The following is a 13,459-nucleotide window of genomic DNA, read 5'->3' on the forward strand; positions in this document are numbered from 1 at the left end:
GGGATGTGGTCGGGGCGACAGGACTCGAACCTGCGGTCTTCCGCTCCCAAAGCGGACGCGCTAGCCACTACGCTACGCCCCGGCTGCCACGCATTCCCGTGCGGTCGAGGCGATGACCGCTCCCCTGACGTGCAGGCGCGCGGAAGCCGGATCGACCGTGGCACAGCCTATCCGACTCGTGCCTGGCGCTGGTCACCGCCGGGCGGGGGCTGCGCTACGCTGGATCCCGCGCATCCGGCTCGCGGCCCTTCGGGGCGGCGGTGCCGACGTCGCGGGGATGTAGCTCAATGGTAGAGCCTCAGTCTTCCAAACTGATCACGCGGGTTCGATTCCCGTCATCCCCTCCATCCGCGTCCACCGCTCCTCTCCCAGGGCAGGTGGGTCCGCCCCCCTCCCCGCACCCCGCTGCCCCGTGCCGCACCCGTCGGCCCGGCGCATCCGGGTCGCCACGGCGTGCCGGCACGCCTGCCGCGCGGCGCTGACCCCCTCGGAAGCCGGTAAGCCATGCCTCAGCTTGCTTGCGGGCGCCGCGGCGATGCGCGAGATTGACGGCATCGTCCGCAGCTCGCTGACCGCATCCACGCACGAGGAGACCCCATGACCGACACCGTCCACGTCCCCACCAGCTCCGCCTCCGCCGACGTCGCCGCCGGCGTCGCGCAGTTCCTCAGCCCCGTCGTCGTCAACCTCCAGGCGCTCGCCGTCAACGGCAAGCAGGCGCACTGGCACGTCCGCGGCGCCAACTTCATCGGCGTGCACGAGTTCCTCGACGTGCTCGTCTCCCACGCGCAGGTCTGGGCCGACACCGCGGCCGAGCGCGTCGTCGCCCTCGGGCTCCCGATCGACGCCCGCATCGAGACGGTGGCCGCCTCCACCACGACCGCGGCGCTGACGCCCGGCTTCCGCCCGTCCAGCGCGACCATCGCCGAGGTCATCGCCCAGATCGACGCGACGATGGAGCTCGTCAACCGCGCCGTGCAGGAGCTCGGGGAGATCGACGTGAACAGCCAGGACGTCGCCATCGAGATCGCCCGCGGTCTCGAGAAGGACCGCTGGTTCCTGTTCGCCCACATCAGCGAGTAGCCCGCCGCACGGCATCAGCCGCCGATGGTCGAGGGGCCCGGATCCGCCGAGGATCCGGGCCCCTCCGTCGTCTCGGCGCCGGATCAGCCCCGGCCCGGCATCAGGCCTGGCAGTACGGGCACCAGTAGAGCTTCCGTCCGGCGGCCTCCTCCATGACGATGTTCGTGCCGCACACCCGGCACGGCAGCCCCTCGCGGTGGTACACCCAGTGGCGGTCGGCGCGGTTGCGCAGCGCCGCCTCGAGCTTCCTGCCGCGCAGGCCGTCCATGGTCATCATCTGGCCGACCTCGACGCCCTTGCGGAGGAGCTTCGACCAGTCCTTCCAGAGGCCGCGGACCACGTCCTCGGGCACGTCGCGCCCCGGGGTGTGCGGGTTCTGCCGCGCGCGGAACAGCAGCTCCGCGCGGTAGACGTTGCCGATCCCGCTGACGACCGACTGGTCCATGAGCAGCAGCCCGATGGCGGTGGGCTTCTTCCGCACGGTGGCCGTGAAGCGGTCCTCGGAGCGCTTGCCGCCGTCGACGAGGGGATCGGGCCCGAGCTTGTCGATGGCCTCCCGCACCTCCTCGGGGTCGGCGACGACGCACGCGGTGGGGCCGCGGAGGTCCGCGACCGCGCGCTCGGTCAGCAGTCGCACGCGCACCTGGCCGACGGGCTCGGGCGGCCACGCATCGGCCGAGAACGGGTCGTGCACCTTCTCCTGCTCCGCCATCCGGAGCCGCGCACGGCGGGGCGCGCCGATGCTCGCGAGCGAGTCCTCGGCATCCGCGTCCACCGGCGCGTCGTCGACGCGATCGTCCACCGGCACGTCGCCCCGCATGCCGTTCTGGCCCATGCGGTTGAGCGTCGACACGTCGCCCGCGAAGTCCCACGCGCCGTAGAGGCCGAGGTGCACGCGCAGCCAGACGTCGCCGTCGAACTCGAGGAACATCTGCTTGCCGACGGCCTTCGCGGCGAGGAGCCGGCGGCCGTCGAGCACGGCGGCGCCCTCGGCGAAGCGGCCCTGGGGCGAGGACGCCTGCACCACGTCGCCCACGAAGTGCGCCTCGAACTGCTTCGCGATCCGGTGGATCGAATGCCCCTCGGGCACGGCGGCCTAGTCGGTGACGGGGTGACCGGCGATGGCCCCCGTCGTCTCGTACTCGGCGAGCTGCGCGATGCGGCGCGCGTGCCGCTCCTCCGCGGAGAACGGCTCGGCGATGAACGCGTCGATGAACGACACGGCCTTGTCGACGGTGTGCTGGCGCGCGCCGATCGAGATCACGTTGGCGTCGTTGTGCTGGCGGGCGAGCACCGCGGTCGACAGGTTCCAGACGAGCGCCGCGCGCACGCCCTCGACCTTGTTGGCGGCGATCTGCTCGCCGTTGCCGGATCCGCCGAAGACCACGCCGAGCGCGGTCGTGCCGCGGCGCTGGTCGGCGACGACCGCGCGGGCGGCACGGATGCAGAACGACGGGTAGTCGTCGAGCGCGTCGTACGCCGTCGGGCCGTGGTCGACGACCTCGTGCCCGGCGCCCGTCAGGTGCTCGGCGAGGTGCCTCGAGAAGTCGAGGCCCGCGTGGTCGGTCGCGATGTGGATGCGCATCGGGTGCACTCCTCCTGCCGCGCGTCGCGGCGTCGTGCCCGCACGGCGGGCGTACCGCGCGCGAGGCGGCCGGCACCCGCGGGCGCCGGCCGCCGCACGCGCGACGGGAACGGGGTCAGTCGAAGATCGGGCCGACGGTGCGCGAGCGCTTGATCTCGAAGAAGCCGGGGTACCCGGCCACCGCGACGACGCCGTCCCACAGCTTGACGGCCTCCTCGCCCTTCGGCGCGGGCGAGATGACGGGGCCGAAGAAGGCCACGCCGTCGACCGCGATGACGGGCGTGCCGACGTCCTGGCCGACGCGCTCGATGCCGTCGAAGTGGCTCGCGCGCATCGGCTCGTCGTACCGGTCGGTGCGGCTGGTCTCGGCGAGCCCCGCCGGGAGGCCGAGCTCCGCGAGGACCTCGGGGATGACGACGTCGGCGTCCTTCTGGTCGCGGAGGTGGATCCGCGTGCCCAGCGCGTCGTACAGCGGCTTGACGTGCTCGGCGCCGTGCTCGGCCTCGACGGCGGCGACGAGGCGCGTGAAGCGGAGCGCGCGCGGGAGGAACTCCGCGAACTTCGGGTCGTCGGCCTTGTCCTCGTTGAGGACGGCGAGGCTCATGACGCGCCAGGTGATGTCGAGGTCGCGGTGGCGGGCGACCTCGTCGACCCAGCGGGAGGTCATCCACGCCCACGGGCAGGAGGGGTCGAACCAGAACTCGACGGCGGTCGTGCGGGGGCTGCTCTGTACGTCGGACATGCCGCCAGCCTAGGTCAGCCGACGGAATAGGATCGGCGCTGAAGCGGCGCCGCTCCCGCCCCGGCATCCCCGGTCCCCGACCGCCCGATGGCCCGTCACGCGAGGCGCGGTCCGCATGCACGGCCCACCCACCTCACGGACGAGCAGGAGCACCATGCCAGGAGAGAACCTCACCCGCGTCGAGGCCGAGGAGCGCGCGGCGCTCCTCGACGTGACGGAGTACGACGTGACGCTCGACCTCACCCGGGGAGCGGAGGTGTTCGGATCCACCACGACCGTGCGCTTCACGGCCACGGCGGGCGCGTCCACGTTCATCGACGCGATCACGCGCACGGTGCACGCCGTGACCCTGAACGGCCGCGAACTCGACCCGGCCGACGTCAACGACGGCGTGCGCATCCGACTCGACGACCTCGCGCAGGAGAACGAGCTGACGGTCGTCGCCGACGCCATGTACACGAACACGGGCGAGGGCCTGCACCGCTTCGTGGATCCCGTCGACGACGAGGTCTACCTCTACTCGCAGTTCGAGGTGCCGGACTCCCGCCGCATGTTCGCGGTGTTCGAGCAGCCCGACCTGAAGGCCGTCTTCCGCTTCACGGTCACGGCGCCGTCGCACTGGGAGGTCGTGTCCAACTCCCCCACGCCCGAGCCCACGGCCGCCGCCGACGGCGCGTCCACCTGGACCTTCGAGCCCACGCTCCGCATGTCGAGCTACATCACCGCGCTCATCGCGGGCCCCTACGGCGTCGTCCGCAGCGAGCTGACCTCGAGCGACGGCCGCACGATCCCGCTCGGCGTCTTCGCACGCAAGTCGCTCATGGAGCACCTCGACGCCGACTACGTCTTCGAGAAGACCCGCGAGGGCTTCGCGTTCTACGAGGAGCGCTTCGCGTACCCCTACCCTTTCCCCAAGTACGACCAGCTCTTCGTCCCCGAGTTCAACGCGGGAGCGATGGAGAACGCGGGCGCCGTCACGTTCGTGGAGAGCTACGTCTTCCGCTCCAAGGTCACGGACGCCGTGAAGGAGCGCCGGGTCACGACGATCCTGCACGAGCTCGCGCACATGTGGTTCGGCGACCTCGTCACCATGAAGTGGTGGGACGACCTGTGGCTCAACGAGTCGTTCGCGACCTACATCTCGACCCTGGCGACCGCCGAGGCCACCGAGTGGACGGGCGCCTGGACCACGTTCAACGCCGGCGAGAAGTCCTGGGCCTACAACCAGGACCAGCTGCCGAGCACGCACCCCGTCTACGCGACCATCAACGACCTGGAGGACGTGCAGGTCAACTTCGACGGCATCACGTATGCCAAGGGCGCCTCGGTCCTCCGCCAGCTCGTGGCCTACGTCGGCCAGGACGAGTTCCTCGCGGGCGTCGCCGCCTACTTCCAGCGCCACGCCTTCGGCAACTCGACGCTCCGCGACTTCACCTCGGAGCTCGAGGGCACGAGCGGCCGCGACCTCGAGCGCTGGACCGACCTGTGGCTGAAGACCTCGGGCGTGAACACGCTGCGTCCCGAGATCGAGACCGACGAGGACGGCGTCATCACGTCCTTCGCCGTGCTGCAGGAGGCGGCGGCGGACTACCCGACGCTCCGCCCGCACCGCCTCGCGATCGGCTTCTACGAGCTGCGCGACGCGCACCTGGTGCGCACCGAGCGCTTCGAGCTCGACGTGGACGGCGACCGCACCGAGGTCGCCGAGCTCGTCGGCCGCCAGCGCCCGGCGCTCGTGCTGCTCAACGACGACGACCTCACCTACGCGAAGATCCGGCTGGATCCCGCGTCGCTCGAGGTCGCGATGCGCCACCTGGCCGCGTTCGAGGACTCGCTCGCCCGCTCGCTCGTCTTCGCCTCCGTGTGGGACGCGACGCGCGACGGCGAGATCCGGGCCCGCGACTACGCGCGCCTCGTGCTCGACAACGTCGCCACCGAGGACGAGTCCACGGCCCTCCGCTACGCGCTCGCGCAGCTCACGGTCGCGGCGTCCACGTACTCGGCGCCCGACCACCGGGACGAGCTGCTCGCGACGGTCGCGACCGAGCTGTGGGCGCTCACCGCGCAGGCGGCGCCCGGATCCGACAACCAGTTCCAGTTCCTGCGCACCTTCGCGCAGGTCGCGGCCGAGCCCGCGCAGCTGGACCACGTGCAGGCGCTCCTCGACGGCACCGAGACGCTCGAGGGCGTCGAGATCGACGCCGACCTCCGCTGGGAGCTGCTGACCGCGCTCGTCGCGGGCGGGCGCGCCGGCACCGCCGAGATCGACGCCGCGCTCGCGGCCGACCGCACGGCGACGGGCGCGCAGTCCGCCGCCCAGGCCCGCGCGGCGCTGCCCACGGCGGAGGGCAAGCAGGCGGCGTGGGCATCCGTGTGGGAGGCCGACACCGAGCCGAACACCATCGTGCGCACCACGGGCCTCGGCTTCCGCCGCGCAGCCGACACGGAGCTCCTGCGTCCGTACGTCGCCGCGTACTTCGACGCGCTGCAGGGCGTGTGGGAGTCGCGGAGCTACGCCATCGCGGCGGCGCTCATCGGCGGCTTCTACCCGTCGCCGCTCGCGGACGCCGAGCTGCGCGACGCGACCGTCGCCTGGCTCGACGCGAACCCCGAGCCGCCGGCGCTCCGCCGCCTCGTCAGCGAGCTGCTGTCGGGCGTCGAGCGGGCGCTGCGGGCGCAGGCGAAGGACGCCGAGTAACGACATCCGCACGACGGGAGGGGGCGGTCGCGCAGGCGGCCGCCCCCTCCCCATCCCGCCCCATCGCCCTCCGCGACCCGTGCGCACCCAGGACCGGCCCGGCACCCCGCCGGTACACTCGGGCGGATGACCACCCCTCTCCTCCTCCCCCTCGGAAGCGCGTCGCGATGGACCTGAGCATGGTGTGCTGCGGCGACGGCTCGTTCTTCTCCACCTGGGGCGTGCTGATCCAGGTCGTCTCGATCGTCATCGGCGCTTTCATCGCCCGGTGGATCCTCCTCGTCGTGATCCGCAACACGGTCGACCAGATCGTGTCCGGCGTCAAGAAGCGCCAGAACGTCGACGACACGCAGTCGATCCAGGCGTCACCCCTCACCGCCGTCCGCGTCGTGCAGCGCACACGCACCCTCGGCAGCGTCCTCAGCAACATCACCACTGTCGTGATCGTCGTGATCGCGATGTCGCTCGCCGTCACCGCGGTCAACCCCGACATCCTCAGCTCCCTCGCCCTCCTCACCGCCGCCCTCGGCGCGGGCCTCGGCTTCGGCGCGCAGAACATCGTCAAGGACATCCTCAACGGCCTGTTCATGGTCGTCGAGGACCAGCTCGGCGTCGGCGACGTGGTCGACGTGGGGCCGGCCACGGGCGTCGTCGAGACGGTCGGCATCCGCATCACCACGCTCCGCGACGTCAACGGCACGCTCTGGTTCGTGCGCAACGGCGAGATCCTCCGCGTCGGCAACATGTCGCAGGGCTGGGCCCGCGTCGTCATCGACCTCGCCGTCCCGTACGACACGGACGTGCAGGCCGTACAGGAGCGCATGCTCGCCACCGCCACCGAGCTCGCGACCACGCCCAAGTGGCGCTCGCGCATCGTCGAGAAGCCGGAGCTCTGGGGCATCGAGTCGATCGCGGAGTCGGCCGTGGTCATCCGCATCGTCGTGAAGACCCGGAGCAACGCCCGCGACGACGTCTCCCGGGAGCTCCGCGGTCGCCTCAAGGCCGCGCTCGACCGGATGGACGTCACCCTGCCGTCGCTGTCCGCCGTCGTCCTCACGGGCTTCGACAGCGCCGCCAGCGTGGGCGGCGCGCACCCGCCGCGCACCGTCCCGACCCCCGTGCAGCAGCCCGAGGCGCCGGCGCCCAAGAAGCGCGCCGCGCGCAAGGCGGCCCAGCGACCGCCGGCCGCGCGGATCTCCGCACCGGAGGGCCCCGCGTCCCCGGTCGTCCGCGGCGCCGCCGGCCCCCCGCAGGATCCGCGCGCCACGCGCGTGATCCCGACGCAGGATCCCGCGCCCGCCGCGCGCCCCGACGGCGAGGACGAGGTCACGGCCACCTGGACGGTGCTGCCCGAGGATCCGGAGCCCGCCGCCGACCCGTCGGCCGACGATGCGTCCGCCGACGCCGCTCCCCCGAGGCCGCCGCGCGCCCCTCGCGCCCCGCGGAAGCCCGCGACGCCGCCCGAGGGATCCTGATGGCCGACCTGCTCGGGAGCTCCTTCTACGGCGACGTCGGCGGCCGCCCCACCTTCGAGAGGCTCGTCCGCGAGTTCTACCGCGGCGTCGCCGACGATCCGGTGCTGGTCGCCATGTACCCGGAGGAGGACCTCGAGGGCGCCATCCAGCGCCTCACCGGGTTCCTCGAGCAGTACTGGGGCGGGCCGACGACCTACAGCGAGGAGCGCGGCCACCCGCGGCTCCGGATGCGGCACATGCCGTTCCGCGTGAACCCGGACGCCCGCGACCGGTGGCTCGCGCACATGCGGGTCGCGGTCGACTCCCTCGACCTGCCGCCGATGCACGAGGCGCAGCTCTGGGACTACCTCGAGCGCGCCGCCCACGCGATGGTCAACACCTTCGACGAGTCCTGAACCACCAGCGCCGCCCCCGTCCCGGAGGACGGGGGGCGGCGATCGCCTAGAGGCGGCGGATCAGCACGTGCCCGCGGGACGTCGTGAGTCGCATCCACGGCCCCGCGCGGAACACGGCCACCGGCGGCTCGTCGTCGTCCGCCTCCGCGTCCGGGGCGGGATCCGGCCCGAGGAACCCCAGGCTGTAGGCCGCGAACGCCCCGCCCGCGACCACGTCCGGCGCGCCGTCCACGGGGCGTCCCCAGACCTCTCCGCGCACGCGGGAGACGATCTGCTCGCCGATGCCGGAGGGCACGGCGGCCGCGACCTCGTCGATTCCGGCCCGTGCGGCCGCGCGCAGGGCGGCGGCGGCCACGTCGTCGACCCGCTCCCATCCGGCCCGCGGCGGGGAGATGCCCGCCCACGCGGCCGTCGCGGTGTCCGGCGGCACGAGCACGCCGACGGGCTCGCCGGGAGATCCGGTGGCGGGCCCCTCGAGCCGCGCGAGCCGGTCGAGCAGCGCGCGGATCGGCACGACGCTGTCGACGGGCGCCCGCGTGTCCGCGGCGAAGGTCCGCAGGCCGAGGACGGTGGGCGCCCGGTCGAGGAGGCCCGCCGGCTGCAGCACCGAGGTGTACACGGCGAGCACGCCCCCGGATCCGATGAGCCGCACGGCTCCGTCGTCGACGCGGGCCGAGCGCCCGAGGAAGGTCTGCAGGTCGCCGAGGGCGAGGGCGTCCCGGAGGGCGAAGGAGGGCGTCATGGCCTGTCTAAGCTACTGGATGCGCCCGGGCGACCCGCCCGGCAGCCCGGCCGCCCGAGGTCGGCCCGTACGCCGGAGGACCCATGACCGACCACGCATCCGACACCCCCGACGACACCGCGGGCGGCCCGCTCGCCGGGCTCCTCACCGCGCTCGACCTCACGGACACCGGCGCCCGCACGAGCGAGGACATCTCCACCGGCCCGTCGCAGTGGATGCCCATGGGCCGCGTCTTCGGCGGCCAGGTGCTCGCGCAGTCGCTCGTCGCGGCGATGCGCACGACCGAGGCCGACCGCCGCGTGCACAGCATGCACGGCTACTTCCTCCGCCCCGGCGACGTCACGAAGCCCATCACGTTCTCGGTGGACCGCATCCACGACGGGCGCTCCTTCTCCACGCGGCGCACGCAGGCCTACCAGGACGGCCGCCCGATCCTGTCGATGATCGCGTCGTTCCAGGACGGCGACGAGGGCCTCGAGCACCAGGCGCCCATGCCGGAGGGCATCCCCGAGCCGGAGTCCCTGCCGAGCGCGCACGACGTGCTGTCGCGCATCGAGCACCCCGTCGCGAAGCACTGGGCCAACGACCGTCCGTTCGACATGCGCCACGTCGAGCAGCCCGTGTACTTCGGCGCGGCCGAGGAGCGCGTCGCCCACCAGGCCGTCTGGATCCGCGCGATCGGCCGCCTGCCCGACGACCCGGCCGTACACCTCGCGTCCCTCGCCTACGCGAGCGACTACTCGATCCTCGAGTCGATCTACCGGCGCCACGGCCTCAGCTGGGCCACCCCCGGCATCAAGACCGCGAGCCTCGACCACGCCATGTGGTTCCACCGCTTCGGCCGCGCCGACGAGTGGATGCTCTACGTGCAGGAGTCCACGAGCGCGCAGGGCGGGCGCGGCCTCTCGCTCGGCCGCATCTACTCGCGCGACGGCGTGCTGCTGGCGAGCGTCGCGCAGGAGGGCATGGTGCGCGTCCCCGCCGACGCGCGCGGCTGACCCCGGCCCGGCACGGCGGCCGGCGCCCCGTGCGCCGCGCCGCTCACCCCCGTCGACTGAACGCCACGGGCTCCTCGAGGTACGCGCTCCACCCGGCTCGCTCGGCGTCGGTGATGCGGCGCGGACGGCCGGTGGCGGCGTCCACCAGCACGATGGTGGTCGAGGCGCGCGCGTACAGCGCCGCCGGCTCGACGCCCGCGGGCGTCCGCACCTCGTAGCAGGCCTCGAGGCTGGAGCCGCCGAGGCGCCCCAGCCACACCTGCACGTCGAGCGGCCTCCGCCCGTACGAGATGGGCAGCAGGTACTCGACCTCCTGCCGGGCGATCATCGTCATGGTGCTCGCACCCGCGGACGCGTGGATGAGCGCCATCCCCGGATCCACGCCCTCGCCGTCGTCGTCGCCCCGCCAGAAGGCGCGGACGCGCGCCTCCTCCAGCAGCCGGAGCACCTCCACGTTGTTCACGTGGTCGTAGGCGTCGAGGTCGGCCCACCGGAGGTGGACGGGGACGTGGACCCGGGTCACGGGATCAGTCGCGCGTCAGCTTGCGGTACGCCGAGCGGTGGGGCTTCGCGGCGTCCGCGCCGAGGCGCTCGATCTTGTTCTGCTCGTACGACTCGAAGTTGCCCTCGAACCAGTACCAGTTCGCCGGGTCATCCTCCGTGCCCTCGTACGACAGGATGTGCGTCGCGATCCGGTCGAGGAACCACCGGTCGTGGGTGATGACCACGGCGCAGCCGGGGAACTCGAGGAGCGCGTTCTCGAGGCTGCCGAGCGTCTCGACGTCCAGGTCGTTGGTGGGCTCGTCGAGCAGCAGGAGGTTGCCGCCCTGCTTGAGCGTGAGCGCGAGGTTCAGGCGGTTGCGCTCGCCACCGGAGAGGATGCCGGCCTTCTTCTGCTGGTCCGGCCCCTTGAACCCGAAGGTGGAGACGTAGGCGCGCGCCGGCACCTCCTGCTTGCCGACCTGGATGTAGTCCTGCCCGTCCGAGACGACCTCGAAGAGCGACTTCTCGGGGTCGATGCCGCCGCGGCTCTGGTCGACGTAGGAGATGTCGACCGTGTCGCCGACCTTGAGCTCACCGGAGTCGAGTGGCTCGAATCCCACGATCGTCTTGAACAGCGTGGTCTTGCCGACGCCGTTCGGGCCGATGACGCCGACGATGCCGTTGCGCGGCAGCGTGAACGAGAGGTCGTCGATGAGGACGCGCTCCCCGAACTGCTTGTGCAGCTTGTTCGCGTCGATGACCTGCGAGCCGAGGCGCGGGCCGACGGGGATCTGGATCTCCTCGAAGTCCAGCTTCCTCGTGCGCTCCGCCTCCGTCACCATCTCCTCGTAGCGGGCGAGGCGCGCCTTGGACTTCGCCTGGCGGCCCTTCGCGTTGCTGCGGACCCAGTCGAGCTCCTCGGCGAGGCGCTTGGAGAGCTTCGCGTCCTTCTTGCCCTGGACGCTGAGGCGCTCCTGCTTCTTCTCGAGGTACGTCGAGTAGTTGCCCTCGTAGGGGTAGAGGCGGCCGCGGTCGACCTCGGCGATCCACTCGGCCACGTGGTCGAGGAAGTACCGGTCGTGGGTCACGGCGAGGACGGCGCCCGGGTACTTGGAGAGGTGCTGCTCGAGCCAGAGCACGCTCTCGGCGTCGAGGTGGTTGGTGGGCTCGTCGAGGAGCAGGAGGTCGGGCTTCTGGAGCAGCAGCTTGCAGAGCGCCACGCGGCGCTTCTCGCCACCGGAGAGGTTCGCGACAGAGGCATCGCCCGGCGGGGTGCGGAGCGCGTCCATCGCCTGCTCGAGCTGCGAGTCGAGCTCCCAGCCGTCGGCGGCGTCGATGGCCTCCTGCAGCGTGCCCATCTCGGCGAGGAGCGTGTCGAAGTCGGCGTCGGGCTCGGCCATGGCCGCGGCGATCTCGTTGTAGCGGTCGACCTGCGCCTTGAGCGGGCCGACGCCCTCCTGGACGTTCTCGAGGACGGTCTTCGACTCGTCGAGCTCGGGCTCCTGCATGAGGATGCCGACCGAGTAGCCGGGCGACAGCTTGGCCTCGCCGTTGCTCGGGGTGTCGAGGCCCGCCATGATCTTGAGGATCGTGGACTTGCCCGCGCCGTTCGGTCCGACGACGCCGATCTTGGCACCCGGGATGAACGACATCGTGACGTCGTCGAGGATCAGCTTGTCGCCGACCGACTTCCGGGCGCGGACCATCGAGTAGATGTATTCAGCCATGGGGCGAGTCTATTCAGTGCCGCGGGCGGCCGGACGCCGCCGCCGCGTGCCGACCGTCGGTCACCAGTCGATCGCGCGGGTCTGCCCCACGAGGCAGCGGCCGGAGGACAGGGCGGGCTCGACGTGCGCGGAGAAGCCGTCCTGCGCGCGCTGGCCGATGAGGCAGCCGTCGCCCATCCGCACGGCCACGAGGATCGAGTCGACGGAGTTGCCCAGCGGCGTGGCGTCCGCCGTGACCTCCATCTTGTCCTTCGGGAACCCGACACCGACGAGCGCGTCGACCATGGCGCGGCCCTTGGCGTTCGGATCCGCGGAGACGACCGCGCCCGCCGTGGCCTCGAACACGGGCAGGTTGGCGTCGGCCGTCCCCGCCAGGTCGACGGTCGCCGCGGTGGGGGCGGCGGACGCCGCGTCGTCGGGCGTCGCGGGCGGGGCGGACGCCGGCACCGTCGGCTGCGTCGGAGTCGGCGTCTGCGTGCAGCCGCCCAGGACGAGCGCGGCGAGGAGCGCGGGAGCGGCCACGGCGGCGAAGCGGCCCCTCATGCGGCGGGCTCGTCCGCGCGGGCGGTGGCACCCGAGTCGCGTGCGCCGGGGGCCGGCGGGATGGCCAGGTCGTCGCCGCCGGCGCTCCCCCGGTCGTCGAAGGGGGAGGAAGCGGTCATGCTCGTGAGGATATCGCGGGCGATCGCCTCGAGCTGCGCGGTCTGCTCGGCGCTCAGCGGATCGAACACCGTGCGGAGCACCTCCTCGGCGTGCCCGGGAGCGGCGGACGCCAGCGTGCTGCGCCCCTCGTCCGTGAGCTCGGCGAGGAGGCTCCGGCCATCGCGCGGCGAGGGGACGCGGCGCACCCAGCCGAGCTGCTCGAGGCGCGTCACGGCATGCGAGGTGCGGCTCGCCGAGGCCTGCAGGGCGCGCGCGAGGACGCTCATCGGCAGCGCGTTGCCCTCGACCTCGGACAGCCGCACGAGGATCATGAAGTAGGCGTGGGGCATCGCGGCATCCCGGACCAGCTGCCGTTCGATGCGCTCGCTGACGTGGTTCAGCGCGACGATGACGGTCCGCCAGGCGCGCTGCTGATCCGGCTCGAGCCACCGGGGGGATCCGCTCATGATGCGATCCTAGGCCGCCGCGGCCGGGGCGCCATCGGGTGCGTCCCGGGCGGCCTCCGGACGGCGACCAGGGCCGCCTCGAGCTCCACGGAGTCGCCCTCCGGACGTCCCCCGCGGCGCGGGCGCAGCCGGCCCCGGACGACCACCTCGTCGCCCGCCTGGAGCGCGGAGAGGATGTCCGCCGCTCCCGTGCCCGTGCACGTCGCGAGGACGCCGCCGACGTGGAGGGCGGCCAGCTCCCAGCCGTCGACAGTCGTGATGCCGCGGACGCGCCCGCGGATCCGTCCGCGCAGGGCGACCTGCGGGCTCCCGTCGTCTCCGGCGTCGGGCACCGTCCCTCCGTCGCGCATGCCGCTCCCTCCGGCGGCACCGTGCCGCGCCTGCACGATGCCCGACCGCGCGCCTCGAGATCCGGCACGCGC

General features: G+C 72.7%; 14 protein-coding genes and 2 tRNA genes. 6 read left to right on the forward strand and 10 right to left on the reverse strand.

Annotated features, from left to right (window positions below):
• Window positions 1-6: 6 nt before the first annotated feature.
• Window positions 7-82, reverse strand: a tRNA-Pro gene (locus PED38_RS05945).
• A gap of 191 nt (window positions 83-273) precedes the next feature.
• Between PED38_RS05945 and PED38_RS05950 the strand changes: the two genes are divergently transcribed.
• Both PED38_RS05950 and PED38_RS05955 read left to right on the forward strand, forming a co-directional pair.
• Window positions 274-347 (forward strand) — tRNA-Gly (locus PED38_RS05950).
• 250 nt (window positions 348-597) lie between these two features.
• A complete protein-coding gene (locus PED38_RS05955; RefSeq protein ID WP_270980318.1) occupies window positions 598-1,083 on the forward strand; it encodes a Dps family protein in 486 nt (161 codons plus the stop codon).
• 100 nt (window positions 1,084-1,183) lie between these two features.
• Here PED38_RS05955 and PED38_RS05960 read toward each other — a convergent pair whose 3' ends face one another.
• The 3 genes from PED38_RS05960 to PED38_RS05970 form a co-directional block, all read right to left on the reverse strand.
• Window positions 1,184-2,173 carry an Fpg/Nei family DNA glycosylase gene (locus tag PED38_RS05960; protein WP_270980319.1) on the reverse strand — a complete coding sequence of 330 codons (990 nt, stop codon included), beginning with the start codon at window positions 2,171-2,173 and terminating at the stop codon, window positions 1,184-1,186.
• Window positions 2,174-2,179: 6 nt separating this feature from the next.
• Entirely contained in the window at window positions 2,180-2,668 is a 489-nt protein-coding gene (locus PED38_RS05965) for a ribose-5-phosphate isomerase (protein WP_270980320.1), read from the reverse strand.
• 115 nt (window positions 2,669-2,783) lie between these two features.
• Window positions 2,784-3,410, reverse strand: coding sequence for a mycothiol-dependent nitroreductase Rv2466c family protein (locus PED38_RS05970; RefSeq protein ID WP_063072755.1), 627 nt, complete (start codon window positions 3,408-3,410; stop codon window positions 2,784-2,786).
• A 154-nt stretch (window positions 3,411-3,564) separates the two neighbouring features.
• Here PED38_RS05970 and pepN point away from each other — a divergent pair, with 154 nt between their 5' ends.
• The 3 genes from pepN to PED38_RS05985 all read left to right on the forward strand — a co-directional run bounded on the left by pepN (window position 3,565) and on the right by PED38_RS05985 (window position 7,978).
• Window positions 3,565-6,108: an aminopeptidase N gene (gene pepN, locus PED38_RS05975; protein ID WP_270980321.1), complete on the forward strand. Its 2,544-nt coding sequence runs from the start codon at window positions 3,565-3,567 to the stop codon at window positions 6,106-6,108.
• Window positions 6,109-6,275: 167 nt separating this feature from the next.
• Window positions 6,276-7,583: a mechanosensitive ion channel family protein gene (locus PED38_RS05980; RefSeq protein WP_270980322.1), complete on the forward strand. Its 1,308-nt coding sequence runs from the start codon at window positions 6,276-6,278 to the stop codon at window positions 7,581-7,583.
• Complete coding sequence (locus PED38_RS05985) at window positions 7,583-7,978, forward strand: globin (protein ID WP_063072752.1); 396 nt, start codon at window positions 7,583-7,585, stop codon at window positions 7,976-7,978. The genes PED38_RS05980 and PED38_RS05985 overlap by 1 nt, the downstream gene beginning before the upstream one ends.
• A gap of 46 nt (window positions 7,979-8,024) precedes the next feature.
• Here PED38_RS05985 and PED38_RS05990 read toward each other — a convergent pair whose 3' ends face one another.
• Window positions 8,025-8,720 carry a hypothetical protein gene (locus PED38_RS05990; RefSeq protein WP_063072751.1) on the reverse strand — a complete coding sequence of 232 codons (696 nt, stop codon included), beginning with the start codon at window positions 8,718-8,720 and terminating at the stop codon, window positions 8,025-8,027.
• A gap of 83 nt (window positions 8,721-8,803) precedes the next feature.
• Between PED38_RS05990 and PED38_RS05995 the strand changes: the two genes are divergently transcribed.
• Window positions 8,804-9,718 (forward strand): acyl-CoA thioesterase, encoded by a 915-nt coding sequence (locus PED38_RS05995; protein WP_063072750.1) that lies wholly within the window; start codon window positions 8,804-8,806, stop codon window positions 9,716-9,718.
• 43 nt (window positions 9,719-9,761) lie between these two features.
• Here PED38_RS05995 and PED38_RS06000 read toward each other — a convergent pair whose 3' ends face one another.
• The 5 genes from PED38_RS06000 to PED38_RS06020 are packed head-to-tail and all read right to left on the reverse strand — an operon-like array spanning window position 9,762 to window position 13,387.
• The gene (locus PED38_RS06000; RefSeq protein ID WP_063072749.1) at window positions 9,762-10,241 is read right to left on the reverse strand and encodes an acyl-CoA thioesterase; all 480 of its coding nucleotides are present in this window, start codon (window positions 10,239-10,241) and stop codon (window positions 9,762-9,764) included.
• 4 nt (window positions 10,242-10,245) lie between these two features.
• Window positions 10,246-11,928, reverse strand: coding sequence for an energy-dependent translational throttle protein EttA (gene ettA / locus PED38_RS06005; RefSeq protein ID WP_063072748.1), 1,683 nt, complete (start codon window positions 11,926-11,928; stop codon window positions 10,246-10,248).
• A 60-nt stretch (window positions 11,929-11,988) separates the two neighbouring features.
• Window positions 11,989-12,471 carry a DUF6993 domain-containing protein gene (locus PED38_RS06010; RefSeq protein WP_063072747.1) on the reverse strand — a complete coding sequence of 161 codons (483 nt, stop codon included), beginning with the start codon at window positions 12,469-12,471 and terminating at the stop codon, window positions 11,989-11,991.
• Window positions 12,468-13,037 (reverse strand): MarR family winged helix-turn-helix transcriptional regulator, encoded by a 570-nt coding sequence (locus PED38_RS06015; protein WP_063072746.1) that lies wholly within the window; start codon window positions 13,035-13,037, stop codon window positions 12,468-12,470. Before PED38_RS06015 ends, PED38_RS06010 begins: the two co-directional genes overlap by 4 nt.
• The gene (locus PED38_RS06020; protein ID WP_270980323.1) at window positions 13,034-13,387 is read right to left on the reverse strand and encodes a hypothetical protein; all 354 of its coding nucleotides are present in this window, start codon (window positions 13,385-13,387) and stop codon (window positions 13,034-13,036) included. The genes PED38_RS06015 and PED38_RS06020 overlap by 4 nt, the downstream gene beginning before the upstream one ends.
• Between the last annotated feature and the right edge of the window lie 72 nt (window positions 13,388-13,459).

It is taken from the genome of Clavibacter sp. CT19, assembly GCF_027858075.1.
Taxonomy (GTDB): Bacteria; Actinomycetota; Actinomycetes; order Actinomycetales; family Microbacteriaceae; genus Clavibacter; species Clavibacter tessellarius_A.